The 20,665-nt window shown below is 73.1% G+C and carries 22 protein-coding genes; 4 read left to right on the forward strand and 18 right to left on the reverse strand.

The genetic code is table 11. From position 1 onward, the window contains the following. Window positions 1–11: 11 nt before the first annotated feature. From QM782_RS12050 to gspG, 13 genes are all read right to left on the reverse strand, one after another. The gene (locus QM782_RS12050) at window positions 12–434 is read right to left on the reverse strand and encodes a septal ring lytic transglycosylase RlpA family protein (RefSeq protein WP_415203149.1); all 423 of its coding nucleotides are present in this window, start codon (window positions 432–434) and stop codon (window positions 12–14) included. 55 nt (window positions 435–489) lie between these two features. Continuing rightward, complete coding sequence (locus QM782_RS12055) at window positions 490–1,395, reverse strand: 5'-nucleotidase (RefSeq protein WP_415203150.1); 906 nt, start codon at window positions 1,393–1,395, stop codon at window positions 490–492. A gap of 268 nt (window positions 1,396–1,663) precedes the next feature. Then, window positions 1,664–2,890 (reverse strand): type II secretion system inner membrane protein GspF, encoded by a 1,227-nt coding sequence (gene gspF, locus QM782_RS12060; RefSeq protein WP_415203151.1) that lies wholly within the window; start codon window positions 2,888–2,890, stop codon window positions 1,664–1,666. Between the two features lies 1 nt (window position 2,891). Further along, a complete protein-coding gene (locus tag QM782_RS12065) occupies window positions 2,892–4,286 on the reverse strand; it encodes a GspE/PulE family protein (protein WP_415203152.1) in 1,395 nt (464 codons plus the stop codon). Continuing rightward, a complete protein-coding gene (gspD, locus tag QM782_RS12070; protein WP_415203153.1) occupies window positions 4,283–6,682 on the reverse strand; it encodes a type II secretion system secretin GspD in 2,400 nt (799 codons plus the stop codon). Before gspD ends, QM782_RS12065 begins: the two co-directional genes overlap by 4 nt. A gap of 4 nt (window positions 6,683–6,686) precedes the next feature. Next, window positions 6,687–7,496: a type II secretion system protein N gene (gene gspN / locus QM782_RS12075; protein ID WP_415203154.1), complete on the reverse strand. Its 810-nt coding sequence runs from the start codon at window positions 7,494–7,496 to the stop codon at window positions 6,687–6,689. Beyond that, the gene (gene gspM, locus QM782_RS12080; protein ID WP_415205638.1) at window positions 7,496–8,011 is read right to left on the reverse strand and encodes a type II secretion system protein GspM; all 516 of its coding nucleotides are present in this window, start codon (window positions 8,009–8,011) and stop codon (window positions 7,496–7,498) included. The genes gspN and gspM overlap by 1 nt, the downstream gene beginning before the upstream one ends. Next, the gene (gene gspL, locus QM782_RS12085) at window positions 8,011–9,243 is read right to left on the reverse strand and encodes a type II secretion system protein GspL (protein WP_415203155.1); all 1,233 of its coding nucleotides are present in this window, start codon (window positions 9,241–9,243) and stop codon (window positions 8,011–8,013) included. The genes gspM and gspL overlap by 1 nt, the downstream gene beginning before the upstream one ends. 97 nt (window positions 9,244–9,340) lie before the next feature. Continuing rightward, the gene (gspK, locus tag QM782_RS12090) at window positions 9,341–10,330 is read right to left on the reverse strand and encodes a type II secretion system minor pseudopilin GspK (protein ID WP_415203156.1); all 990 of its coding nucleotides are present in this window, start codon (window positions 10,328–10,330) and stop codon (window positions 9,341–9,343) included. Continuing rightward, window positions 10,327–10,995: a type II secretion system protein J gene (locus tag QM782_RS12095; RefSeq protein ID WP_415203157.1), complete on the reverse strand. Its 669-nt coding sequence runs from the start codon at window positions 10,993–10,995 to the stop codon at window positions 10,327–10,329. The genes gspK and QM782_RS12095 overlap by 4 nt, the downstream gene beginning before the upstream one ends. A gap of 2 nt (window positions 10,996–10,997) precedes the next feature. Beyond that, window positions 10,998–11,354 carry a type II secretion system minor pseudopilin GspI gene (gene gspI / locus QM782_RS12100; protein ID WP_415203158.1) on the reverse strand — a complete coding sequence of 119 codons (357 nt, stop codon included), beginning with the start codon at window positions 11,352–11,354 and terminating at the stop codon, window positions 10,998–11,000. Beyond that, window positions 11,351–11,821 carry a Tfp pilus assembly protein FimT/FimU gene (locus QM782_RS12105; protein ID WP_415203159.1) on the reverse strand — a complete coding sequence of 157 codons (471 nt, stop codon included), beginning with the start codon at window positions 11,819–11,821 and terminating at the stop codon, window positions 11,351–11,353. Before QM782_RS12105 ends, gspI begins: the two co-directional genes overlap by 4 nt. Beyond that, entirely contained in the window at window positions 11,796–12,233 is a 438-nt protein-coding gene (gspG, locus tag QM782_RS12110) for a type II secretion system major pseudopilin GspG (RefSeq protein WP_415203160.1), read from the reverse strand. Before gspG ends, QM782_RS12105 begins: the two co-directional genes overlap by 26 nt. Window positions 12,234–12,281: 48 nt before the next feature. On the opposite strand from gspG, the gene QM782_RS12115 reads away from it, so the two are divergent. Further along, window positions 12,282–12,749: a type II secretion system protein N gene (locus QM782_RS12115; RefSeq protein ID WP_415203161.1), complete on the forward strand. Its 468-nt coding sequence runs from the start codon at window positions 12,282–12,284 to the stop codon at window positions 12,747–12,749. Here the strand turns inward: QM782_RS12115 and QM782_RS12120 are convergent. The 3 genes from QM782_RS12120 to ilvA are packed head-to-tail and all read right to left on the reverse strand — an operon-like array spanning window position 12,736 to window position 15,684. Then, on the reverse strand, window positions 12,736–13,296 hold the full coding sequence (locus QM782_RS12120; protein ID WP_415203162.1) for a histidine phosphatase family protein: 561 nt from the start codon (window positions 13,294–13,296) through the stop codon (window positions 12,736–12,738). The genes QM782_RS12115 and QM782_RS12120 overlap by 14 nt on opposite strands. Then, window positions 13,296–14,102 (reverse strand): adenosylcobinamide-GDP ribazoletransferase, encoded by an 807-nt coding sequence (locus QM782_RS12125; RefSeq protein ID WP_415203163.1) that lies wholly within the window; start codon window positions 14,100–14,102, stop codon window positions 13,296–13,298. Before QM782_RS12125 ends, QM782_RS12120 begins: the two co-directional genes overlap by 1 nt. 13 nt (window positions 14,103–14,115) lie before the next feature. Further along, window positions 14,116–15,684: a threonine ammonia-lyase, biosynthetic gene (gene ilvA / locus QM782_RS12130; protein WP_415203164.1), complete on the reverse strand. Its 1,569-nt coding sequence runs from the start codon at window positions 15,682–15,684 to the stop codon at window positions 14,116–14,118. Window positions 15,685–15,977: 293 nt separating this feature from the next. Between ilvA and QM782_RS12135 the strand changes: the two genes are divergently transcribed. After that, a complete protein-coding gene (locus tag QM782_RS12135) occupies window positions 15,978–16,430 on the forward strand; it encodes an OsmC family protein (RefSeq protein WP_415203165.1) in 453 nt (150 codons plus the stop codon). A gap of 16 nt (window positions 16,431–16,446) precedes the next feature. Here QM782_RS12135 and coq7 read toward each other — a convergent pair whose 3' ends face one another. Beyond that, window positions 16,447–17,064 carry a 2-polyprenyl-3-methyl-6-methoxy-1,4-benzoquinone monooxygenase gene (coq7, locus tag QM782_RS12140; RefSeq protein WP_415203166.1) on the reverse strand — a complete coding sequence of 206 codons (618 nt, stop codon included), beginning with the start codon at window positions 17,062–17,064 and terminating at the stop codon, window positions 16,447–16,449. 295 nt (window positions 17,065–17,359) lie between these two features. Here coq7 and QM782_RS12145 point away from each other — a divergent pair, with 295 nt between their 5' ends. Next, window positions 17,360–18,418 (forward strand): porin, encoded by a 1,059-nt coding sequence (locus QM782_RS12145; protein WP_415203167.1) that lies wholly within the window; start codon window positions 17,360–17,362, stop codon window positions 18,416–18,418. A gap of 219 nt (window positions 18,419–18,637) precedes the next feature. Continuing rightward, a complete protein-coding gene (locus tag QM782_RS12150) occupies window positions 18,638–19,858 on the forward strand; it encodes a M20 aminoacylase family protein (protein ID WP_415203168.1) in 1,221 nt (406 codons plus the stop codon). Window positions 19,859–19,931: 73 nt separating this feature from the next. Here the strand turns inward: QM782_RS12150 and QM782_RS12155 are convergent, their stop codons facing one another. Then, on the reverse strand, window positions 19,932–20,519 hold the full coding sequence (locus QM782_RS12155; protein WP_415203169.1) for a CBS domain-containing protein: 588 nt from the start codon (window positions 20,517–20,519) through the stop codon (window positions 19,932–19,934). Window positions 20,520–20,665: the final 146 nt, after the last annotated feature.

Genomic DNA, 20,665 nt, shown 5'->3' on the forward strand with positions numbered 1-20,665 from the left:
TGAGGCGAGGCTTAAGCCGCCCGGCGATGCTGGCCGGCGCGGCGGGCTGGCGCGTGGCCGACCACTTCGACCTTGACGCGCGCCAGGTCGCGCGGGTGCAGGCCCAGTGCGCGCGCCGCCTGCGAGGAGATGTCCAGCACCCGGCCTTCCTGCACCGGCCCGCGGTCGTTGATGCGCAGCACCACGCTCTTGTGGGTGCGCTCGCTCGTCACCCGGACCTTGGTGCCGAACGGCAGCGTCTTGTGCGCGGCGGTCAGCGCGTTCTTGTCGTAGCGCTCGCCGGACGCCGTGCGGTGGCCGTTCAGCCGCGGCGTGTAGACGGCCGCCAGGCCCGATTCGGCGTCGGCGGCCTGGGCCGGCGCGCCGGCCAGGCCGGCCAGCGCCACGGCCAGTGCCAGCGCCCAGCGGCGCACGGTGGATGGTTGGGTCTGCATGTCTTCCTCCTGCGTTGATGGAGGGAAAAGAATAGCAGCCCTCAAGGGCATTTCGTCAGCCGGCGGGTGGGTTGGCGATGCCGTGGTGCACGTGGCCGGCCGGCACGTGGCGTGCCGCGGAACGCACGTGGCTGGTCTGGTCGTCGAAGAAGAAGTCGGGCTCGAACTCGCGCAGGAACTCGCCCTTGGGCAGGCCGCCCAGGAACATGGCCTCGTCGACCGCGATGTTCCAGTTCATCAGCGTGCGGATCGCCCGCTCGTGCGCCGGTGCGCTGCGCGCCGTGACCAGCGCCGTGCGGATGCGCATGCGCGCGGTGCCGGCCTGCTGCAGCCGGTGCAGCGCGGCCAGCAGCGGCTTGAACGGGCCGTCCGGCAGCGGCAGCGCGGCCTTGTCGGTCTCGTGCAACTGGAAGGCGTCCAGCCCCTGGGCCTGGTAGATGCGCTCGGCCTCGTCGGAGAACAGCACCGCGTCGCCGTCGAAGGCGATGCGCACCTCGTCCGGGTGGTTGATGCCGGCCTGGGCCGATTCCGTCAGCACGCGCGCGGCCGGGAAGCCCTGCGCCAGCGCCTCGCGCACGTCGGCCTCGTTGGCCGACAGGAACAGGTGGGCGCGCAGCGGCCGCAGGTAGCCGAACGGGTCGCGCCCCTGCGTGAACACGCCGCGCTCGAGCTTGATGCCGGCCTCGCGCACCGAGCGGAACACGCGCATGCCGCTGACCGGGTCGTTGCGCGACAGCACCACCACCTCCACGCGCTGTTGCTGCGCATCGTTGAAGGCGAGCAGCTTGCGCACCAGCGAGAAGGCCACGCCGGGCCGGGCCGGCACGTCCAGCCGGTCGAGCTGCAACTGCATGTAGGCGCGTGCGTCGCCGGCCTCGAACACGCGGTTCTCCTCCTCCAGGTCGAACAGCGCGCGCGAGGAGATCGCGACCACGAGCTTGTCGTCCAGCGTCACGGGCATGTCAGTTCTCCACGGCGCGGCGCGCCATTCGCCGTCCACGAAACCGGGCGGCAAGCCGCCGCTCCCGAGGCCGCGGAGCAGGCCATGCCAACAAGACGCCGCGGCACTGGCGCTGCCAGGCCGCAGGCGTGTCTTGCAGGCCGCAGCGGCTGCTGAGGAGCCGCCGCGTCGGGCCGACCAGGCCTGCGCAGGCCGGCTTGCAGCCGCGGCCCTGCGCCCCTGGAAGGGGTTGGCAGGGCGCGCAGCGCGCGGACCGGTGGTGGGCCATTCACCTCGCGAACTGGTTCAGCTGGATGATGGGCATCAGCACGGCCAGCACGATCAGCATCACGATCACGCCCATGGCCACGATCAGCAGCGGCTCCAGGATGGTCGCCAGTGCCAGCGCGCGGCGCTGCACCTCGCCGCCGATCTGGCGCGCGGCGCGCTGCAGCATGGTCGGCAGCTCGCCGGTCTGCTCGCCCAGCCGCGCGAACATGGCCACCAGGCCCGGGAAGCGCTTCTTCTGCGCCAGCGCCGAGGCCAGCGGCGCGCCCTCGCGCACCAGCACCAGCGCGTCCAGCGCGTCGGCGCGCATGGCGCGGTTGTTCAGCGTCTCGGCCGCGGCCTGCAGCGCGCGCAGGATGGGCACGCCGGCCGCGGCCAGCATGGCCAGCGTGCTGGTGAAGCGCGCCGCGTTGTAGCCGGCGGCCAGCCGGCCGACCAGCGGCAGGCGCAGCACCATGGCGTCGAAGCGCTGGCGCGCGCCCTCGCCGCGCAGCGCGAGCCGCAGCAGCACGCCGCCGGCCAGCAGCGCCAGCGCGATCCACCAGCCGTGCGTGCGCACCAGGTCGCTGATGGCGAGCATGACCACCGTCAGGAACGGCAGCGCGCGCTTGGTGCCGGCGAACACGTTGGCGACCTGCGGCACCACGTAGCCGACCAGGAACATCACGATCACGATGGCCACCAGCGTCACGATGGCCGGGTACAGCGCCGCGCCGATCAGGCGTGCCTTGAGTTCCTGGCGGGCTTCCAGGTCGTCGGCCAGGCGCTCCAGCACCAGGCCCAGCTTGCCGCTGTGCTCGCCGGCGCCGACCACGGCCGTGTAGATCGGGCTGAACTCGCCCGGGTGCTGGGCCATCGCCTTGGCGAACGAGGCGCCGGCATTGACCTCCGCGCGCAGCGCGGCCAGCAGGTGGCGCTGGCGCTCGTCCTCGGCCTCCTCGGTCAGCGCGGTCAGTGCGCGCTCCAGCGGCAGGCCGGCCGCCACCAGGCCGGCGAGCTGGCGCGTCCAGACCGCCAGCGCGGTGCCGCGGAACACCCGGCCGGCGAACAGCGCGCGCCGCGCGGGGCCGCCGCCCGGCGCGGCCTGGGCGCCGACCGGCTCGACCGACAGCGGCACCAGCGCCTGCGCGCGCAGCATGCTGCGCGCGGCGCGCGCGGTGTCGGCCTCCAGCACGCCCTTGCGGGTCGCGCCCTCGGCATCGACGGCTTCGAAGGCGTAGGCGGGCACGTCAGTCCCTCGTCACGCGCAGCAGTTCCTCGCGCGAGGTGATGCCGGCCGCCACCAGGCGCTCGCCGTCCTCGCGCATCAGCAGCATGCCGGCCTGCTGCGCGGTGGCGCGGATGTCGGCCTCGGCGGCGCGGTTGTGCACCAGGGCGCGGATGCGCTCGTCGGCGACCAGCAGCTCGAACACGCCGGTGCGGCCCTGGTAGCCGGTCTGGCCGCAGGCCTCGCAGCCGGCGCCGCGGCAGGCGGTGCACAGCTTGCGCACCAGCCGCTGGGCCTGCACGCCCAGCAGCGAGGAGCTGAGCAGGAACGGCTCCACGCCCATGTCGATCAGCCGCGTCACGGCGCTGGCGGCGTCGTTGGTGTGCAGCGTGGCCAGCACCAGGTGGCCGGTCAGCGAGGCCTGGATGGCGATCTGCGCGGTCTCGAAGTCGCGGATCTCGCCGATCATGATCACGTCCGGGTCTTGCCGCAGGATCGCGCGCAGGGCCTTGGCGAAGGTCAGGTCGATCTTGGCGTTGACCTGGGTCTGGCCGATGCCGGGCAGCTCGTACTCGATCGGGTCCTCCACCGTCATGATGTTGGCGCGCCCGGCGTCCAGCTCGCCCAGCGCCGCGTACAGCGTGGTGGTCTTGCCCGAACCCGTGGGGCCGGTCACGAGGATGATGCCGTGCGGCTGGGCGATCAGCGCCTTCAGCCGGGCCAGCACCTCGCCCTGCATGCCGACGGAGGCCAGGCTGATGCGCGACTCGGACTTGTCCAGCAGGCGCAGCACCGCGCGCTCGCCGTGCGCGCTGGGCAGCGTGGACACGCGCACGTCCACCGCGCGCGTGCCGATGCGCAGGCTGATGCGCCCGTCCTGCGGCAGCCGCTTCTCGGAGATGTCCAGCTCGGCCATGATTTTCAGGCGCGAGATCAGCGCGGCGTGCAGCGCGCGGTTGGGCTGCACCACCTCGCGCAGCGTGCCGTCCACGCGGAAGCGCACGCTGGAATGGCGCTCGTAGGGCTCGATGTGGATGTCGCTGGCGCCGTCGCGCGCGGCCTGCGTGAGCAGCGCGTTCAGCATGCGGATGATGGGCGCGTCGTCGGAGGTCTCCAGCAGGTCCTCCACCGCCGGCAGCTCCTGCATCATGCGCGACAGGTCGGCATCGCTCTCGACCTCGCTGACCACGGCCGCGGCGTTGGACTCGCCCTGCGCGTAGGCCGCGCTGATGCGCTGCGCCAGCGCCGCCTGCGGCAGCGACTGCACCTGCCGCACGGCATGCCGGCGCATGACCTCGGCCACCGCCGCCGGCGGCGTGGCCGGGTGCAGCCACAGCGTCGGCCCGCCCAGGCCGTCCTCCTCCAGCAGCAGCTGCTGGCTGCGCGCGAAGGCGTAGGGCAGCGGGTGGCGTGTCACGGCTGGTTCACGGGCTGCGACGTGCTGCCCGGCGGCTGGGTCTGCAGGTTGGTGGACGGCGGCAGCAGCGGCGAGGGCACCGGCGCCGGCTGGGCCGGGCGGCGCAGCGGCTGCTCCGGCAGCACCGGGGCCTCGTTGACGCGGACCAGCGCGCTCTCTTCCGGCTGCGCCTGCTGCTGGCCGACGCGCATCAGGTCGTAGCGGTCCATGGTCAGCTGCTCGGCGGACTGGTTGTCGCGCACCACCACGGGCCGCAGGAACACCATCAGGTTGGTCTTCTTGCGCAGCCGCGACTCGCTCTTGAACAGGTTGCCGAAGAACGGGATGTCGCCGGCGCCGGGCACCTTGTCCTGGCTGCCGGAATACTGGTCCTGCAGCAGGCCGCCGAGCACGATGATGGAGCCGTCGTCCACCAGCACCGTGGACTCGATCGCGCGCTTGGTCGTGGTCGGGCCGCTGGGCAAGGATTCCGTGCCGCCCTTGACGGCCGAGCTCTCCTGGTAGATCGCCATCTTCACGGTGCCGTTCTCGTTGATCTGCGGCCGCACGCGCAGCGTCAGGCCCACGTCCTGGCGCTCGTAGGTCTGGAACGGGTTGACGGTGCCGCTGCTGGTGCTGGTGCTGTTGGTGTACGAGCCGGTCACGAAGGGCACGTTCTCGCCGATGATGATGCGCGCCTCCTCGTTGTCCAGCGTCAGCAGGTTGGGCGTGGACAGGATGTTGCCGTCGCCCTTGGATTCCAGGAAGCGCGCCAGGAAGCCCAGCAGGTAGTTGCCGCGCGTGCGGTGGATGTAGCCCAGGTTGGCGCCGGTGGAGGGCGCCACGAAGTCGCCCGACCCCGAGGCCGCCAGCATGTTGCCCAGCTGCAGGTTCAGGATGTTCTGCCCGCCGACCGAGAAGTTGGTGCCGATCACGCCGATGTGGTTGGCGCCGCCGCCCAGCAGCGTCTGCCACTGGATGCCGAACTCGGCCGCCTTCTCGGCGTTGACCTCGACGATCAGGCTCTCGACCAGCACCTGGGCGCGGCGGCCGTCCAGCTTGTCGATCACGGCGCGCAGCTGGCGGTACTGCGGGTCGGGCGCCGAGATGATCAGCGAGTTGGTCGAGGGGTCGGCCTGGATCTGGCCGCCGGTGGACGGCTGGTTGCCGGACTGGTTGAAGGTGGACCCGCCCAGCGTGCCGCTGCCGGTGCCGGCGCTGCTGCCGAAGCTGTTGCCGGTGCTGCCGCTGGTGGAGGTCTGCAGGATGCCCTGGTTCTGCGAGGACAGGCTGGGCAGGCTGCTGCTGCCGCCGCCGCCGCTGCCGGACGGGCCCGTGCCGCCGCTGCTGGCGCCGCCGGCGGCGCCGAGGGCGGCGCGCAGCGTGGTCGCCAGCTTCACCGCGTCGGCGTTCTTCAGGTAAACGACGTGGATGTTGCCGGTCGAGGCGCCCGAGCCGGGCGCGGGCGGCTGGTCCAGCTGGGCGACCAGCGTGCGCACCAGGTTCATGCGCGCCGCGTTGGCGGTGCGCACCACCAGCGCGTTGCTGCGCGGCTCGGCCAGCAGCGTGGTGCGGAACGAGGTGTCGGCGGCCTGGCCGGGCACCGGCGCGGCGCCGCTGCTGCCCGGCTCGATCAGCCGCGCCACCAGCGGCGCCAGGTCGCTGGCGATCGCGTGGCGCAGCGGGATCACCTCCACGTCGGTGGCGTTGGACACGTCCATCGCCGCGATCACGCGCGCCAGCCGGCGCAGGTTGTCGGCGTAGTCGGTGATGACCAGCGAATTGGTGCCGGGGTTGGCGTTGATGGTGTTGTTCGGGCTGATCAGCGGGCGCAGCACCGGCACCAGGTTGTTGGCGCTCTCGTGGTTCAGCCGGAAGATCTGCGTGACGATCTGGTTGCCCGAGGGCAGGCCCTCGCCAGGCCCCGCGCTGATGCTGACCGGGCCGCCCTGCAGCTTGGCATCGGCCTCGGGCACCACCTTGTCCAGCCCGGCCGCATCGACCACGGTGAAGCCTTGCATGCGCAGCGCCGCGATGAACTGGCCGTAGGCCACCGACGGCGGCACCGGCCGGTCGGTGGACAGGTTCATCGTGCCCCGCACGCGCGGGTCGACCACCACGTTGCGGCCGGTGATGGTGGCCATGGTGCGGGCCACGGCCTCGATGTCGGCGTTCTGGAAGTTCAGCGTCACCGGGTCGCCGGGGCGCGGGCCGCTGGGCGTGAGGCGGACGGTGGACGGGCCGCCGGCGCCGGCGGGGGCGGCCTGCGGCGGCGGGTTCGGCACCACCGGGTTGAGCTGCACCGGGTTCGGTGCCAGCGGCTGCGCGGCGGCCGGCAGCGCGCCGCACAGCAGTGCGGCGGCCAGCGCGCAGGCGGCGGGCGGCGGCGGGAATCGACGGTTCGCAAGAGTGTTCATCGGGCTAGCCCACTTGGATGGTCGAACGCAGGCCATTGCGTCGGCCAATGATGTTCAGGAAATTGGACAGGGCATCGACCCGGTCCGGCGCGGCGCTGGCCTCGCCCTGGAAGCGCAGGCGCGAACCCGTCCATTGTCCGCTGCCGCTGAGCTGCAGCGCACCGGCCAGGGTCTCCAACTGCAGGCGCGGCCCGGCGTCGTCGCCGCCGGCCAGCGTCAGCCGGTAGCTGCCCATGGGCCGGAGCGTGGACAGCCGCGAGGAGACGTCGGCCGCATCGAGCTGCAGGCGGCCGTCCATGCGCAGCCGGCCGGCGACCCAGGCCAACGACAGGCCCTGCGTGGACAGCAGCAGGCTGCCTTCGGGCTGCACCGTGTTCCACGGCGTGCCCAGGCCGGCCAGCACGGTCGCCGGCCAGTGCGAGCGGCCGTCGGCCAGCGCCACGGCGCCGCCGGTCCAGCTGGGGCGCGCGGTCAGCTGCCAGTCCTGGTCCATGCAGCATGCGGCCCGCAGCGCCACCTGCAGGCCCTGCCAGGCGGGCCGGATGCGCCAGTGCAGCCGGTCGGGCAGGGCGACGGCGTCGCGGCTGCCGGCGCCGCCGGCCAGCACCAGCTGGGCCGAGCCGGTCCAGACGCTGCCGCGCGGTTCGCGCAGCAGCACGCGCGCGCCGCTGCCGTGCTCGACGGCGGCGGCCAGCCAGCGCGCCGGCGCGAACAGCACCAGCCCGGCCAGCAGCCCGCAGCCGGCGCCGAGCCAGGCCGCGCCCCGGGCGGTGGCGGCGCGGGGCGCGGTGGAGCGCGGGCGGGCCACGGCCATCAGCGCGCCGGCAGCGTCAGCACCAGGGAACCGTCCCAGCGCGCGGGGGCGGTGGCCGGTCCCGGCGTGCGGGTCAGGCGTGCCTCGGCCGGCATGGCGCGCGCATTCACGCGCGCCTGCGCCAGCCAGCGGGCCAGGGCCTCGGGCTCGGCGGCCTTGAGCGTCAGCGTCGCGCGCTCGCCGGCCACGCTGAGCTGGGCGGTGGCGCCCAGGCGCTGGCGCACGGAGGCCTCCAGCGCGCGCAGCGCGTCGTCGTAGGTGATGCGCGGCTGGTTCTGCAGCGCCATGGCTTCGGACTGCAGGCTGCGCATGGCCTGCAGCCGGGCGTCGAGCTGCTGGTGCTGCGCCTCGGCGTGGCGCAGCGTGGCCAGCGCCGGGCCCAGCAGCACCCACCACAGCAGCGCCACGGCCACCAGCACGCCGGCCAGCACCAGGCCGGCGCGCTCGCGCGGGGCCAGCAGGTTCCAGCGCGTGCGCAGGACCTGCAGCCATTCGGCCCGGGCGGCGGCGCGCATCACGGCGCGGCTCCGGCGGCCGGCAGCGGGCGCAGCAGCCAGCGCTCGCCTTCGGGCTGGGCGGCCAGGCCGTGGGGGCGCAGCCGGTCGTTCAGCGCGGCGGCGGCCGGCGGCGCCATCGCCAGGCCGCGCACGCGCGCCTCGCCGTTGCCGTAGTCCACGGCCTGCAGGTTCTGGCCCGGCGGCAGCGCCGCGCCCAGCGCGCCCAGCATGGCCTCCAGGTCGCGCGGCGTGCTGCTGCCGGCGGACTGGCGCAGCAGCGCGACTTCGCGCGCCATCTGCACCGGGGCGTCCACTACCGCGCGCACGCCGGGAAACGTGCCGGTCAGCATGCCGTCGACGGCGGCGCGCTTGTCGCGCAGCGCCGCCGATTCCTTCCAGGCCCAGGCGTTCACGCCGACCAGGTGGGCGGCGACCAGCACGCCGGCGCCCCAGCGCGCGGCACGCCATTCGGGGCCGCGTGCCAGCGCGGCCACGCGGCGCAGCGTGCTCTGCAGCGCGCGGCGGCGGTCGGAGCTGGCGAGGTCGAACTGGGCCAGGTCCCAGCTGCCGGTGGCGGCCGCCGCCTGCAGCCAGCGCTCGGCGCTGCTGCGCAGCTGGACCGGGTGGGCGCCCAGCTCCTCGGCGAGCCGGGCCACGCCGGGTTCGGCCAGGACCGGCATGCCCTCGGCCGCGCCGGCCTGGGCCAGCGCCCATTGCAGCGCGGGGGCGGCCAGCGGCAGCACGCTGGCCCCCTGGGCGCCGCTGTAGGCCAGCAGCGGCGCATCGGGCGTGCCGATGACCTGCACCTGCTCGGTGCCGGGCGCCAGTTCCGGCACCACGCGCGCGGCCGGCCGGCGCGCGGCCTCCAGCAGCGCCAGGCAGGCGCGCAGCCAGGCGCGGTCGCAGCTGGCCACCCAGGCCGGCGCCTGGGCGCGGGCGCCGCTTTCGAGCGCGAAGTGCACGGCCGACGGTTCGTCGAGCAGTTGGTCTTCCAGCAGCCCTTCGAGCAGCGCGCGCAGGCGCGGCGTGCCGGCCGCGCCGCGCGCCAGCGCGCCCTTGGGCAGCGTCACGCGGTGCCAGGACAGCGCCTGCGCCGGCACCAGCGCCACGACCTCGCGCGCGGCCGGCAGCAGCGCCGCGGCGGCGTGCTCGTGCCGGTCCACGCTGCGGCCGTCGGCGCTCAGGAGGTATTCCAGGGGGGTCGCTGCGCCGGGGGTTTCCCGGGGCAGCACGACGATCAGGGTGCTCACTCGCTCCTCTCCGTGCAGGGCCCGCCGGCGCGCGCGTGCGCGGGGCAGGGCATGCGGCCGGCGATTGTAGGGACCGTCCGTGAACGCGGCGGGGCGGTCATTGCAGCACCTCGCCGCGCACGCGCTCGCGCCAGACCGTGGTCACGGTGGCGCCGCTGCGCCGCAGCAGCGAGCGTTCCTGCACCAGCACGGCGTCCATGCGCAGCCGGCCGTGCACCTCGAAGAAGTCCGAACGCACGCTGAAGTCGCCCGGGGTGAACGCGCTGGCCTCGCGTTCCAGGATGCGCGCGGCTTCGTCGACGTTGCGCAGCGCGCTGCGCGCGCGCGCGTCGACCAGCCGCTGCGCCTCGGCCAGATCCAGCCCCTCGACGGCGGCGGCGATGACCTCGGCGCTGGCGGTGTTCAGGTTGACGGTGGTGTGCTGCGGCAGCACGGTGACGTGCGGCGCCAGCGCGCGCAGCGTGTCCGGCGACAGGCCGACCCAGGCCAGCTGCTCGAAGCGCTGCGGCCACAGCGGCACGTCCGCGCCTTGCGCCAGCTGTGCCGGGCGCGCGTGCTGCAGGTTGCTGGCCATCGTCTCCAGTTCCTGCGGCGGCAGGCCCAGCAGCTCGAACAGCCGGGTGAAGGCCTGCAGCGCCTTGGCATTCGGCTCGCCCTGCGCGCTGACGAGGTTGTCGATGTTCAGCCGCGACTGCAGGTCGACGATGCGGCCGGACAGGAAGACGTCGGGCAGGTCCTCGTCACCACCCTGCAGCGCGCCGCCCTGCGCGGCCAGGAAGGTGGACAGGCGCGACTCCTGCAGCGGCACGGCCCAGGGTTCGGCCAGGTGGTCGATGTTGGCGGCGCGCGCGTCCTCGCGCAGGATCAGCCGCGCCCAGTCCAGCGCGCCGACCAGCACCCAGGCCGACTGGCTGCGCGCGCGCTCGGCGGTCTCGACCTCGACCGCGCGCCACTGCTGCCACAGCGCGGTGGCGGCGAAGGTGGCGACCAGCATCACCGTCAGCATGGCCAGCAGCAGCGCGGCGCCGCGCTGGGCGCGGGCGGCGCCCGCCGGCGTGCCGATCCTGTCCCGCCGGGCGGCGTTCATGGCAGCCCGCCTCCCACGGTGGGGCGGGCCCAGTCGCGCGTCAGCACGCCGGAGACCACGCCGCCGGGCGGCAGCTCCAGCTGCAGGCGCACGCCGTCGGGCAACTGCGGGGTGCCGGTTCCGGCACCCGCGGCTGCGCGCGTGTCCGGGCTGGACAGCGGGTTGGTCCAGGCGTTGGACCGGTAATAGAAGATGCGCCAGTCCGCCAGCGGCATGACGGCGACCTCGTAGCGGCGCGCCTCGCTGCCGGGGTTCTGCGCCCACAGCGCGGCGCTGTCCCAGGCCTGCAGCAGTTCGGCGCGGCTGTGCAGCACCGGCGACTGCCAGCGCATCCACTGGCCGCCGGCGGCCACGCCGCGCAGTGTCCAGGCCACGATCTGCGGGCCGCCCTGGCCGGGCAGGCTGGCTGCGCGCACGATGCGCAGGGTGCGGCCGTCCCAGTCCAGGGCCGGCAGCTCGCGCAGTTCCAGCATCGCGTCCAGGTCGGCCGTCCACTGCGCCAGGCCGGTCTGCAGCGCCAGCACCGCATCGGTGTGCGCGCGCGTCTGCGCCTGCGCGCGCGTCATGCCGTCCAGGCCGCGCCAGCTCATGACCGCGACCAGGGCCATGACGGCCAGCGCGACCAGCAGTTCGACCAGCGTGAAGCCGCGGCTGCGTGCGGGCATGCTCAGTAGCGCCCCAGGATGGTGGTGATGTTCAGCACCGGCCGGTCGTGCTCCAGCACCTGGGCGTCGATGCGGCGAAAGCTCGGGTTCGGCGTGGGCCGCACCGCCAGGTGCACGCGGAACTGCCGGCCGGCCTGCTCGCAGGCGAGGTCGGTGTCGCCGACGCCGGGGAACCGGCGGCCCAGGCGCAGTTCGGCCAGTTCGTTCTCGGCGCACAGCTGGGCCAGCAGCAGGTCGGACTGGCGCGTGGCGTTGCGCGTCAGGGCGCCGGTGGCCTGCAGCCCGGCCAGCAGCGCGATCGCGACGATGCCCAGCGCGACCAGCACCTCGACCAGCGTGAAGCCGCGCAGCCGGTTCACGGCTGCACCGCTGGCGGCGTCTGCACGGTGAACGGGCGCACGCCGTCGGTGGCGACCCGCAGCGCCAGCCCCGGGCGGCTGGCGCTGCGCAGTTCCAGCGCCTGGGCGCCGATGATGGGGTCGGGCCCGAGCAGCACGCTGGCCTGGTCGGCCACGACGGTGTCCTGGCTCAGCCAGTGCTGCGGCAGCGTGCCGGGCAGCGCGCCGTCGAAGCGAAAGCCGTCCCCGGAGGCGCGCCAGCGCACCGGCAGGCCGTTGGTGCGCGACTGCGCGCGCGCGGCCTCGAACAGCGCGGCCAGCCGCTCGGCCTCGCGCTCCAGCACGCTGGCGGCGGTGTCGCGCAGCGCGAAGCCGACGCCGGCGCTGGCCAGCGCGACGATGGCCACCACGACCAGCAGCTCCAGCAGCGTGAAGCCGGCGCCGCGCGGTGGCCTGCCCGGCCTATTGCCAGCTGCCGATGTCCGCATCCTTGCCCTCGCCGCCGGCCTGGCCGTCGGCGCCGAAGGACATCACGTCGATCTCGCCCCGCACGCCGGGGTTCAGGTACTGGTAGGGGCGGCCCCAGGGGTCGTTCGGCAGCTTCTCGACATAGGGCTTCCAGTTCGGCGGCACCGGGTTGGCGGTGGGCTTGGCCACCAGGGCCTGCAGGCCCTGCTCGGCCGTCGGGTAGCGCTGGTTGTCCAGCCGGTACATGCGCAGCGCCTGCATCAGGTTGGCCACGTCGGTCTTGGCGGCGGTGGCGCGCGCATCGTCGGCGCGGTCCAGCACGTTGGGCACGATCAGCGCAGCCAGCACGCCGATGATCACGAGCACGACCATCAGCTCGATCAGTGTGAAGCCGGCCTGCATGCGGCGGCGGAGGGAAGGCAGCGATGTCATGGCGAGGTGGAGCACAACCGGGGCGAAGCGTTCCATGATAATCGCCGCATGTTGCGCTCCGTTTCCGACCCCGCCCGCGCCGGCAGGCCCTGGGCGGTGCGCCTGACCACGTTCGCGGTCTGGGCGCTGGCGCTGGCCAGCGCGGCGTACTGGGGGCTGCGGCTGCTCGGCCCGGCCGGGCCGTCCACCGCGGTGCCGGTGGCGCGCACGGCGCCGGCGCAGGCCGACGTCGCGGCCGTGGCGCGTGCGCTGGGCGCGTCCGCGCAGCTGGCGGCCGCCCCGGTGGCGGTGGCCGGCAACCGCTACGTGCTGACCGGCGTCGTGGCCGACCGGCGCCGCGGCGGTGCCGCGCTGATCGCGGTGGCCGGCCAGCCGCCCAGGCCATTCCGCGTCGGTGCCGAGATCGAGCCCGGCGTGCTGCTGGCCTCGGTCGAGGCGCGCAAGGCGGTGCTGGCGCCCGGCCCGGATGCGCCGCCGGTGGCCACGCTGGAGCTGCCGCCGCTCATCCGCCGCTAGGCGGCAGATCCAGCACCAGCCAGTCGCCGCAGGCGACGCTGTCCCGCGGCCATTCGTCGGCGCGCGCGATGCGTGTGCCGGCGTGCAGCAGGCGCACGGCCTTGATCACGCCGGCATGGGTGATCCACAGGCCGTGTGCGCCGCCCGGGGCGGCGTATTCCTCCAAGGCCTGCCGCACGCGCGCCAGGAACTGCGCGACCGACTCCCCGCCGCCGGGCCGGTGGTGCAGGAAGTCGGCGGTCCAGGCCGCCAGCGCGTCCGGGCCGATGGCGTCCCAGGACTGGCCCTCCCAGGTGCCGAAGTCCATCTCGGCCAGGCGCGGGTCGGCCGTGGCCTGCAGGTCCGGGCGCAGCGCCTGCAGCGCGTCGGCGAGCGCGCGGCAGCGGCGCAGCGGCGAGGTCCAGGCCCGCACGCCGTGCGGCAGCAGCGGGGCCAGCCGCACGGCGCAGGCTTCGGTCCGGTCCGCCTGCGCCGGCACGTCGGTGGCGCCGTAGCACAGGCCGGCGGCCTGCTGCACGTCCGCGTGCCGCAGCAACCAGAGCTGCATCAGCCGCGTCCCAGCGCGCAGGCCGCGCCCAGGTAGAACGCGATCTCGCAGACCTGCTGCGTGGCGCCCAGCGCATCGCCGGTGAAGCCCTGCAGCCGGCGGCGGAACAGCCGGAACATCCAGGCCACCGCAGCAAGACTGCACAGGCTGGCCCACAGCGCCAGGGCCGCCCCCAGCGCGAGGGCGACGGCCAGCAGCGCCGGCGCCGTCCACAGCAGCGCGACCGCCAGCGTGCGGCCGCCCACGTGGTCGGCCAGCGGCTTGCTCTTGGAGCGGGCCGTGTCGCCCACATGCGGCAGCAGGGCCGGCAGGGCCAGCGGCAGCAGACGCGACAGCACGTGCGCGCCCAGCAGGCTCCACAGCAGCGGCGCCAGGCCGGCGGCGCCCAGCACGGCCAGCAGCGCCACCTTGGCCAGCAGCGCCAGCGCCAGCGCCATCACGCCGAAGGCGCCGACGCGCGAGTCCTTCATGATGTCCAGCGCGCGCTCGCGGTCCAGGCTGCCGCCCAGGCCGTCGGCGACGTCGGCCAGTCCATCCTCGTGGAAGCCGCCGGTCAGCAGCACGCCGGCGGCCGTGCCCAGCGCCGCGACCGCCAGCGGCGTGAACCCCTGCGCCGGCAGCAGCTGCCACAGCGCGGCGCTGGCCGCGCCCACGCAGGCCGCCACCAGCCAGCCGATGCCGGGAAAGTGCGCGGCCGCGGCCCGCAGCATGGCCGGGCTGAAGCCGACCCAGGCCGCCAGCCGTCCGGTCACCGGCACGCGGGTGAAGAACTGCAGCGCGATCAGGTAGTGGCGCAGCCCCTGCATGGCGCCGCGGTCCTCAGTGGCGCAGGAACAGGCGGTAGACCGGGTTGTCGGTCTCCTCGACCCAGGGGTAGCCCAGCGTGCCGAGGAACTTGCGGAAGGCCTTGTCGTCCGCCGCCGGCACCTGCATGCCGACCAGGATGCGGCCGTAGTCGGCGCCCTGGTTGCGGTAGTGGAACAGGCTGATGTTCCAGTTCGGCCGCATCAGGCTCAGGAACTTCAGCAGCGCGCCGGGCCGCTCGGGGAAGGTGAAGCGCAGCAGCCGCTCGTCGCGCGCCAGCGGCGAACAGCCGCCGACCATGTAGCGCACGTGCTCCTTGGCCAGTTCGTCGTGCGTCAGGTCCAGCGCCTGGAAGCCGCTGCGTTCGAAGCGGGCCTTGAGCTTGGCGGACTCGCCCTTGCCCTGCGTGGTCAGCCCGACGAACACGTGGGCCTGCTCGGCATCGCTGATGCGGTAGTTGAACTCGGTCACGTTGCGCGGACCGCCCGGCAGCGCGCCCACCGCCTCGCAGAAGCGCCGGAAGCTGCCGCGCTCCTCGCGCAGCGTGATCGCGAACAGCGCCTCGCGCTCCTCGCCGACCTCGGCGCGCTCGGCGACGAAGCGCAGCCGGTCGAAGTTCATGTTGGCGCCGCACAGGATGGCGGCGTAGGTCTCGCCGCGCGTCTTGTGCGTGGCCACGTACTGCTTGATCGCGGCCACGGCCAGTGCGCCGGCCGGCTCCACGATGCTGCGCGTGTCCACGAAGATGTCCTTGATCGCGGCGCAGACGGCGTCGGTGTCCACGCGGATGTAATCGTCCACCAGCCCGCTGCTGGCGACGCGGAAGGTCTCCTCGCCGACCAGCTTGACCGCCGTGCCGTCGGAGAACAGGCCCACGTCGTCCAGCGCCACGCGCTCGCCGGCCTCGGCCGAGCGGGCCATGGCGTCCGAATCGTTCATCTGCACGCCGATGACCCGGATCTCCGGCCGCACCGCCTTGATGTAGTTGGCCACCCCGGCGATCAGGCCGCCGCCGCCGATGGCCACGAACACGGCGTCCAGGTGGTGCGAGCCCAGGCCCTGCAGCTGGCGCAGGATCTCCATCGCGATCGTGCCCTGGCCGGCGATCACGTCCGGGTCGTCGAACGGGTGCACGAAGGTCAGGCGCTCCTTCTTCTCCAGCCGGGCGGCATGCTGGTAGGCGTCGGAATAGCTGTCGCCGTGCAGCACGACCTCGCCGCCCAGGCTGCGCACGGCGTCGATCTTCAGCTGCGGCGTGGTCGTGGGCATGACCACCACGGCCCGCGTGCCGAGCTTGCGCGCGCTCATCGCCACGCCCTGGGCGTGGTTGCCGGCGGAGGCGCAGATCACGCCCTTCTTCAGCTGCGCCGGCGACAGCTGCGCCATCTTGTTGTAGGCGCCGCGCAGCTTGAAGCTGAACACCGGCTGCTGGTCCTCGCGCTTGAGCAGCACGGTGTTGTGCAGGCGCTGGCTCAGGCTGCGCGCCGGCTCCAGCGGCGACTCCACGGCCACGTCGTAGACCCGGGCGGTCAGGATCTTCTTCAGATAATCGGCGGGCGACAGGGGCGGGGTCGAAGAAGGCATGGCAGCGGGAGCGGGGCGGTCAGGGGAGGGCGGGATCATAGAACCCGGCGCACAGCACGGCGGCCGGCCGGGAGCGGCCAAGAAAAAGCCCCGAGTCTTTCGACTCGGGGCTAATCCACCTTTTCGGAGGGTGGAGGAGACAATCGGTGCACCGCAATTGCGATGCGATGGAACGAAGTATAGCCATCTTTTGTGCGTCGCAACATCGGTGACCTGCCAGCGCGCGAATTCCGTGAAGAATTCGTTGCTTCCACGCAAACATGAGCGAGTCCAGGGCTCGGGAAAGATCAGGGATGGAGTGCACAGTGAGTTGGACCGGCGCGGCCGGCACGCAATCGGGCATGGGTTTCGTGGCCGAGACCGGCAGCGGCCACGTGCTGGCGATGGACGGCGCGCCGGACGCCGCGCGGCCGGAGAACGGCGGCCGCAACCTGGCGCCGCGGCCGATGGAGACGGTACTGGCCGGCGCCGGCGGCTGCACCGCCTACGACGTCGTGCTGATCCTCAAGCGCGGCCGGCACGACGTGCGCGGCTGCTCGGTCAAGCTCAGCGCCGAGCGGGCGGACACGGACCCCAAGGTGTTCACCAGGATCCACATGCATTTCACCGTGACGGGCAAGGACGTGCCGCCCGCCGCCGTGGAGCGCGCCATCGCCATGAGCCACGACAAGTACTGCTCCGCGACCATCATGCTCGGCAAGACCGCCGAGATCACGACCAGCTTCGAACTGCTGCAGCCGGCCTGACGGGCCGGCGTTCCTGCTAGATGTAGTGGGCCGTGGTCGTCATGACCTTGGCCGCCATGCGCATCAGCCCGCGCACCGGCAGCGGCAGGGGGATGCCGCCGGCGTCGGCGGCTTCGTGCGCATGCCGCAGTTCGTCGTCGCGCATCTGCGCGACGATCGCGCGCGACGCGTGGTCCGCGGCCGGCAGGCGCGCCAGATGCGAATCCAGGTGTTCCGCCACCTGCTGTTCCGTCTCGACGACGAAGCCCAGGCTCAGCCGGTCGCTGATCCGGCCGGCGACCAGGCCCAGGGCGAAGGCGCCGGCGTACCACAGCGGATTCAGCAGCGAAGGCCGCGTGCCGAGCTCCTCCAGCCGTTCCGCGGTCCAGGCCAGGTGGTCGGTTTCCTCCTGGCTCGCCTGCCGGAAATGGGCGCTGAGCCCGGCGTCGCGGGTCGCCAGGGCCTGGGCGGTGTACAGCGCCTGGGCGCAGACCTCCCCGACATGGTTCACGCGCATCAACGCGCCGGACAGGCGCTTGTCCTGCGCGCTCAGTGCCGTGTCCTCGGCCGGCACGGTGGGGCAGGCGCGGCTGGCATGCGGGCGGACGAACAGCGTGCGGAGCGCGGCATCGGCGGTGCTGAGAAGGCGGTCCATGCGGCAGGAGCGAGGGGAAGGGGAAAAGCCCAGTATAGGGTCGGCTTGCGAGCGGCCGGGCCCTGGGGGGCTGTTGCCAATCGCCCACGCGCGCTGGTCGATCTGTTGTAGCGGTACGACGGAATGGCGTGATTCCAGGGTATTTCTTTTGCCTTGGGCCATCGGCTCTGGTGCAATAGGCCCAACTTCCTAGCAGGAGGTTGGCCCGGGTCTCCGGTGAAGGCGAAAAGAGGTATCCAGTACCTGACGCCCTCTTCGAACCGGAGCCCTATGTTTAACCTTGGAGAATCTCGCAATGAAAAAAAGTCTGATCGCGCTGGCTGTGCTGGCCGCCTCCGGTGCCGCCATGGCCCAATCTTCCGTCACGCTGTACGGCGTGCTGGACATCGGCGCCAGCAAGCTGAAGGGTGGCAAGTGGGGCCTGAACAATGGTGACGAAGGCTACGGCGGTTCGCCCAACGGCTTCCAGGCGACCTCCCGCATCGGCTTCAAGGGCGTGGAAGACCTGGGCGGCGGCCTGTCGGCCCGTTTCGGTCTGGAAACCGGTGGTCTCGACCTGTCGACCGGCAGCAGCACCCTGAGTTTCGGCCGTGAAGCCTATGTCGGCCTGGGCGGCGCCAGCTGGGGCCTGGTGCAGCTGGGCCGCACCACGTCCATCGGTGCCGACGTCATGGGTACCTTCGACCTGAACGGCACGGCCTACTCTTCCGCCTACGACCGTGGCGGCATCAGCGGTGTGACGTGGTATGGCAGCTCGCGCCGCAGCAGCCAGTTCAAGTACACCTCGCCGAACTTCGGTGGTGTGGTCGCGCGCGCCTCGTTCATCGCCAAGGGTGACCAGGCTAACGCGCAGGGCACGAACGTCACGTCCGCTGCCAAGAACCAGTACAGCCTGGGCCTGTCCTACGCCAACGGCCCGCTGGCCATCGGCGCGGTCGCCGAAACCAAGGCGGCCAACGGTTACCGGACCGCGTATGCCGTGGGTGCCAGCTACAACTTGGACGTCGTGAAGGTGGCTGCGACCTACAACCGCCGTGAAAGCGAAGGCGTCAAGAACTACAACGGCTTCGTCGCTAACGGTGGCAACTTTGGCAGCACTGGTACTGGTCTTGCCGGCGGCAAGGGCTGGACCCTCGCGGTCTCCGCCCCGCTCGGCGCTGCCAACGTCGGCGTGGCCTACGCCCGCAACACCGGTGCCGACATCAAGGCGCTGGAAGTGTTCGCCAACTACGCGCTGTCCAAGCGCACCACGCTGTACGTGGACTACGGCAAGGGCTACGACCAGAACGTCTCCGCGGTCGCTGCCCCGGCCAACCCCTACGCCGTCGGCCTGGGTGTGGTTCACACGTTCTGATTCTTGTGCTGCCCACCGGGCAGCCTGAGAACCACAGCGTTCGAAGCCGCCGCGTCGCAAGACCGGCGGCTTTTTCACGTCCCTGAGAGGCCCGATGTTCGTGCTGTCCCGGCTCTTGTCCCTCGCCCATGCCATGCAGAGGCTGCCGGCATTCCTGGCCGCCCGCCTGTGCCGGAGGGGTGCTCCGCGACTGCGCTTGGCCCGGCAAGGAGGACATTGATGCGAGCCCCCACGCTACAGGCGGGCGGGCGGGCCTTCGCCCGCATCGCGCAGTTCCATCCCGAGCTGACCGCGCTGCGGCGCGAGCTGCATGCCCATCCGGAACTGGGCTTCGAGGAGTACTACACCGCGGCCCGCGTGGCCGAGGCGCTGCGCCTGGCCGGCGTGGACGAAGTGCACACCGGGATCGCCGGGACCGGCGTGGTCGGCGTGGTCCGCGGGCGCAGCCAGGCCAGCGGCCGCATGCTGGGCCTGCGCGCCGACATGGACGCGCTGCCGATGACCGAGCAGGGCGAGTGCGCCTGGCGCTCCCTGCGCAGCGGCCTGATGCACGGCTGCGGCCACGACGGCCACACGGCCATGCTGGTCGGTGCCGCCCGCTACCTGGCCGAGACGCGCCGCTTCGACGGCACCGCCGTGCTGATCTTTCAGCCCGGCGAGGAGGGGCATGCCGGCGCCCGCGCCATGGTGCAGGACGGTTTGTTCCAGCGCTTCCCGGTCGATGCCGTCTACGCCATGCACAACTGGCCGGCCCTGCCGCCCGGCACGGTCGGCCTGAACAGCGGCCCGATGATGGCCGCGGCCGACCGCGTGACGATCACCGTGGCCGGCAGGGGCGGCCATGGCGCGCACCCGTACCAGACGGTCGACCCGGTGCTGGTGGCGGCGCACATCATCACGGCGGCGCAGAGCATCGTCTCGCGCAACACGCGGCCGATCGACGCGGCCGTGGTCAGCCTGTGCGCGATGCAGGCCGGCGACCTTTCCGCGATGAGCGTGGTGCCCGGCGAGGCCACGCTGGTCGGCACGGTGCGCACCTTCGACCCGGCCGTGCAGGGACTGATCGAGCGCCGCCTGGCCGAGCTGTGCGGCGCCATCGCGCAGGGTTTCGGCGCACGCGCCGAGGTGCGCTTCGAGCGCATCTACCCGGCGACGATCAACAGCGCGGCCGAGGCCCGCTTCGCCGGCGACGTGGCCGAGGGCTTGGTGGGCGCCGACCGCGTGGTGCGCGACCTGGAGCCCAGCATGGGCGCGGAGGATTTCTCCTTCATGCTGCAGGCCAGGCCGGGCGCCTACCTGCGCCTGGGCCAGGGCGCGTCCGGCGGCCACCACCTGCACAACAGCCGCTACGACTTCAACGACGACATCCTGCCGCTGGGTGCCGCGCTGCACGCCAGCCTGGTCGAGCAGGGCATGCCGCTGCCTGCGGAGCCGGCGTGACGGCCGCGTCCGGCGGCCTCGACGGGCCTTTGTTTGGCGGCCTGGCGTGGCTGCATGGGTGCCGCGCCTCGATCTAGCCTGCCAGCGCGGCCTCGATCTGCGCGAAGGTGTGCGGCAGCTCGAAGGTTTCCACCGGCGCGCCGAGCTGGCGGCCGATCTGGGTGGCCGAGAACATGCCGCGGATCGCCAGCGGCTGACCGGCCGCGCCGTCGCTGACCAGCACGTGCTGGCGTCCCAGGCGCTTGAGCGTGGCCACCAGGTCGCCGACGTGGGCGTGCCGCACCTCGGCCAGCGACAGCACTTCCAGCGTGGACAGAGGGTGCATCAGGTCGGCCACGGTCAGGTCGAACACGCTGCCCTTGCCCTGGTGGCGCAGCTGCATGGGGCGCTCGCCCAGCGTGTCCTGCGTGCTGATGATGCCCAGCAGCCGGTCGCCCTCGGTCACGAACAGCATGCGCACGCCGCGGGCGATCATGGCCTCGTTGGCCGCGAACAGGCTGGCGTCGGGCGCGATCGTCACCGGCCGCGTGAGCAGGAAATCGGTCATGACGTCCAGCGCCGGCGACGAGGGCGAGACGGGCTTGTCCGGCGCCGGCTGCGCCAGCAGCGCGTGGCCCGAGAGGTGGTGGGTGACGAGTGGCTTGAAGCTCGTGCCGGTCATGGTGCAGGTCCTTTGCAAGGCGGGTGGAGCGCGCCGGCGCCCTCTGCGACACGGACCCGCTCCGCCGGCCCGAGTTCCCTGGTGTGGTGTGGCACCGCCGGGCCAGTATGCGACGCCGCGCCGCGCAACGTCAAACGGCGAGTGGC

The sequence above is a fragment of the Pseudorhodoferax sp. genome (assembly GCF_047601025.1).
GTDB lineage: Bacteria > Pseudomonadota > Gammaproteobacteria > Burkholderiales > Burkholderiaceae_C > Pseudorhodoferax.

Bases quoted from the DNA above. Each gene is read 5' to 3' on its own strand.
- QM782_RS12050 (WP_415203149.1), bottom strand. From the start codon at position 434: ATGCAGACCCAACCATCCACCGTGCGCCGCTGGGCGCTGGCACTGGCC.
- QM782_RS12055 (WP_415203150.1), bottom strand. From the start codon at position 1,395: ATGCCCGTGACGCTGGACGACAAGCTCGTGGTCGCGATCTCCTCGCGC.
- gspD (WP_415203153.1), bottom strand. From the start codon at position 6,682: ATGAACACTCTTGCGAACCGTCGATTCCCGCCGCCGCCCGCCGCCTGC.
- gspN (WP_415203154.1), bottom strand. From the start codon at position 7,496: ATGGCCGTGGCCCGCCCGCGCTCCACCGCGCCCCGCGCCGCCACCGCC.
- gspM (WP_415205638.1), bottom strand. From the start codon at position 8,011: ATGCGCGCCGCCGCCCGGGCCGAATGGCTGCAGGTCCTGCGCACGCGC.
- gspK (WP_415203156.1), bottom strand. From the start codon at position 10,330: ATGAACGCCGCCCGGCGGGACAGGATCGGCACGCCGGCGGGCGCCGCC.
- QM782_RS12095 (WP_415203157.1), bottom strand. From the start codon at position 10,995: ATGCCCGCACGCAGCCGCGGCTTCACGCTGGTCGAACTGCTGGTCGCG.
- QM782_RS12105 (WP_415203159.1), bottom strand. From the start codon at position 11,821: ATGCGGACATCGGCAGCTGGCAATAGGCCGGGCAGGCCACCGCGCGGC.
- gspG (WP_415203160.1), bottom strand. From the start codon at position 12,233: ATGACATCGCTGCCTTCCCTCCGCCGCCGCATGCAGGCCGGCTTCACA.
- QM782_RS12115 (WP_415203161.1), top strand. From the start codon at position 12,282: ATGTTGCGCTCCGTTTCCGACCCCGCCCGCGCCGGCAGGCCCTGGGCG.
- QM782_RS12120 (WP_415203162.1), bottom strand. From the start codon at position 13,296: ATGCAGCTCTGGTTGCTGCGGCACGCGGACGTGCAGCAGGCCGCCGGC.
- QM782_RS12125 (WP_415203163.1), bottom strand. From the start codon at position 14,102: ATGCAGGGGCTGCGCCACTACCTGATCGCGCTGCAGTTCTTCACCCGC.
- ilvA (WP_415203164.1), bottom strand. From the start codon at position 15,684: ATGCCTTCTTCGACCCCGCCCCTGTCGCCCGCCGATTATCTGAAGAAG.
- QM782_RS12135 (WP_415203165.1), top strand. From the start codon at position 15,978: ATGGAGTGCACAGTGAGTTGGACCGGCGCGGCCGGCACGCAATCGGGC.
- coq7 (WP_415203166.1), bottom strand. From the start codon at position 17,064: ATGGACCGCCTTCTCAGCACCGCCGATGCCGCGCTCCGCACGCTGTTC.
- QM782_RS12145 (WP_415203167.1), top strand. From the start codon at position 17,360: ATGAAAAAAAGTCTGATCGCGCTGGCTGTGCTGGCCGCCTCCGGTGCC.
- QM782_RS12150 (WP_415203168.1), top strand. From the start codon at position 18,638: ATGCGAGCCCCCACGCTACAGGCGGGCGGGCGGGCCTTCGCCCGCATC.
- QM782_RS12155 (WP_415203169.1), bottom strand. From the start codon at position 20,519: ATGACCGGCACGAGCTTCAAGCCACTCGTCACCCACCACCTCTCGGGC.